Annotated in this window: 2 protein-coding genes; both read right to left on the bottom strand. The window is 36.1% G+C overall.

Translation table 11 applies throughout. From position 1 onward, the window contains the following. Positions 1-1,329: YjiH family protein (locus AC3AX0_RS09490; RefSeq protein ID WP_487550053.1), on the bottom strand; the 1,329-nt coding region annotated here is incomplete at its 3' end. Between the two features lie 315 nt (positions 1,330-1,644). Next, positions 1,645-3,399, bottom strand: a complete 1,755-nt coding sequence (locus AC3AX0_RS09485) for a sigma 54-interacting transcriptional regulator (protein ID WP_487550052.1) — start codon at positions 3,397-3,399, stop codon at positions 1,645-1,647. Positions 3,400-3,471 lie beyond the last annotated feature (72 nt).

The following is a 3,471-nucleotide window of genomic DNA, read 5'->3' as shown; positions in this document are numbered from 1 at the left end:
TATAAGGGTTCTCATAAGCCAAATTAGCAAAAGATCCTTAAATTTGGCAGGTATTCCAAAGAATATTATTGGCAGCATAGTTTCAGTTATGTAAAGTACCTGCATCAGCGAAATCATGACAACGAAAAACTTTGTGGCCTCAGGCACAGCTGCAGGTCCGATAACTGCTGCCGGCAGGAACAAATCAAGTCCACCAACAAAGATAGCCTTTGCAGCTATTACAGGCTCAGGTACTCCAAGAATACTGACAATTGGGATGAATGGCTTGCTCAATATTTCAAACACAGGAGTGAATTCGTTTATTGCTAGAACTACTCCGCCTATTGCCAGCATCATGGGCACAACCTGCATTGAAACACCAATGCCTTTGATAAATCCCCTGCTAATCTCTTTTACAAGACCGTCTGATGTGTCAGCTTTTTTTATTGCATTGGTATAGCCTTTCTTTATCTGTTCAGCGCTGAAAGAGGTGTTTTCAGTCCTCATTTCATTGGTTTGAATCGAACCGTCAACATAAACATCAGGATATTTTTTAATAGGATAAAGTCTTACCATTATTGCAGCTATTAAATATGTTATGACAAGATACATTAAAAACATGATACTGAACTTTTCAATAAGTCCAACATACCCAATAATGAAAGCACAGTATCCCACTGAATTCAAGCTGAAGCCTGTTGATATTGACATAGCTTCCTTTGCTGTATAATGCTTCTCCTTGTAAAGGGATGCAGTAAGGAATATTCCAACTACTGCTGCGCCCACAACAGATGCTATGGTGTCAAGAGCACTTTTGCCTGGCACTTTGAAAGCCGGTCTCATAATAGGCTCAAGTACTCCTCCTATGACATCCAGAAGTCCGAAAGAAGCAAGCAAAGGTAATACGGCACCTCCAACTGGAATAATGGTAATTGTATAAGGCAGAATTTCAGTTACCATGAATCCGGCACCTTTGTCACCGTAAAGCATGCTGATTCCAGCCTGAAAATAAATCATTAGAGCCACCGCAGATGAAAAAGCATATACTATACCGTGAAATTTCTTGTCGTCCTTAAAAAACTTGTAAATCCATGATTTTTCGTCGGCAAATTTTTTAGCATAAATAAATCCTAAAAGCATCAATACAGGATATATAAGAATAATATAAGGCACCGCACCTCCAAGACCATTCAAAAGACCTTTATACAAGGTTTCAAATGGAAGCATTCCATTTATCTTCACAAAGAAGATAACTATCCCCGCTATGGAGCCAAACAAAAAAAGAAACAAGTTCCTATTGTATGAATTCTTTAGTTCCAGTTGCAACTCACGCGATTTTTCTGGTTTCACAATAAATTCCTCCAATTATTTTATTTTTTATGTCATATCATTAGATGTCGTGTCCCATTCACCTCACTTTACAATAATTTGTTTTCAAATATGCAGTATGTAAAATTCAAGTCTCAATAATATATTGCAATAAACGTGCCGGTCCAAAAACCGCTAAAAACAGAGGTTTTTATTCTACGAAAATTTATTTTGATTCAAAAACGTATCAAAACATAGTTAGAATCACTGGAGTTTCAATCTTTCTATCCGATATCCTTTGCGATTCATTAATGCATCTTGATTCAAGTCTGTATCAAAAACAAAAAAACAGCGCATTTAACGCTGTTTCTGTCTATTTATCCTAATTCTATACTTCGTCATCTTTCTTACCACTGTTGGCTGGCTGATGCCAAGGTGATTGGCGATTTTCCGAGTAGTATCGTACTTTTCGCAGGCATCGTTGATAATTCGTTTCTCAACAACTTCCAGTCTTTCATTTAGGTTTCCTTCACTCTTGACAGCAGCATTTATCATATCTACTTGTCTAATTTCAAGAAAATTCATCATGCAGTCAACATCAATTGTTTCTTCATTGCTTGTAACAACCAATCTCTCAATCAAATTCTCAAGCTCCCTTATATTTCCAGGCCAGGGACAAGATATCAGAAGTTCGATTGAATTAACATCAATTTTTTTCAACGAACCATATTTCTTGTTGAATTTCCCAAGAAAATATTCCACAAAAAGTGCTATGTCATCCTTTCGTTCCTTCAAGGGAGGTGTCTTGATCGGGATTACATTCAGCCTGTAGTACAAGTCCTCCCTGAATCTCCCTTCCTTGATAAGAATGCCAAGATCTCTGTTTGTTGACGCAATTAGCCTTACATCTATTGGAATTGTATTGACTCCTCCCAGCCTTGTGATCTCTCTACCCTGAATAACCCTCAATAATTTTGACTGTAATGAAATATGCATTTCACCTATTTCATCAAGAAGTATGGTCCCCTCATTAGCAAGTTCAAACATACCTAGCTTTGTTTTGGTTGCACCAGTGAATGCTCCCTTTTCATAACCGAACAATTCCGATTCCAGCAGATTTTCCGGAATTGCAGCACAGTTCACCTTAATAAATGGCTTGTCACATCTATTGCTCCTTCTGTGAATCTCCTTTGCAATAATCTCCTTGCCTGTTCCCGTCTCTCCTGTTAGCATAACTGTCACATCAGTTTCAGCTACACGATACGCAAGATTCATTAAATATCTAAACTTGCTGCTCTGTCCTATAATATTGGATTTATCAATATTTTCATTTCGGAGGTACTTCAGCTCATTTTCATATTTAATATTCAACTCTTTGGTCTCTTCCAGTGTTTTCTGAAGATCAATCAAGTCAGTCATATCTCTAACATTGGTTACGACCCTGTCTATTTCATTTGAATCATTAAATATGGGCTTACCTGTTATCAAACACTTTTTCCCATTTCCAAATGAATCGATTAGGGACTGTGGCTTCTTAGTCCTGATAACTTCCAAACTTACCGACTCCTTGAAGTATCCTCTATTAATCAGTTCTTCCATATGCACACCCACCAAATCATCTTTTTTCAAGTTAGTGATTTTCAAGTATGCTTCATTCGCATCCACTGTATACCCTTTGCCGTCGGTAATATAAAATCCATCATAGGAATTTTCGAATATTTCCTTTTGAATTCTATACTGCTCTTCCAGTCTGACTACTTCATTATGAAAATAATTCAAAACTTGATTTTTTCGTATCAATCCTATTAAAACATTACCACCGTCAACAACAGGGATTATTTCCTGATTAATAACTATACACTCTCTAACATGACTGTTTATATTTAGAGTTTCATAATCATAATTCAAAACATCTCTAATAGAAATATTCGAGTATTCAATTGTACTTTTTCCAAAAATATCTCTTATCTCGACCATTCCAATTACTTTCTTGTTTTCAGTAACAATTGCAATATTTTCCTTACTGTAGGTAAAATAGTCAACAATTTTACTCAAATCTGATGAAACATCAAAAGAAACTAATTCCACATCAATAAATTCAATTATTTTCATTCAATATATACCTCACGGAGAGTATTTCATTATTACATCCTTGATACCATTTGTCTAATCACCCAAAATCCA

Source organism: Dethiosulfatibacter sp. (assembly GCF_983023055.1).
The sequence above is the reverse complement of the archived record's forward strand: the minus strand, read 5'-3'. Positions and strand labels throughout refer to the sequence as shown.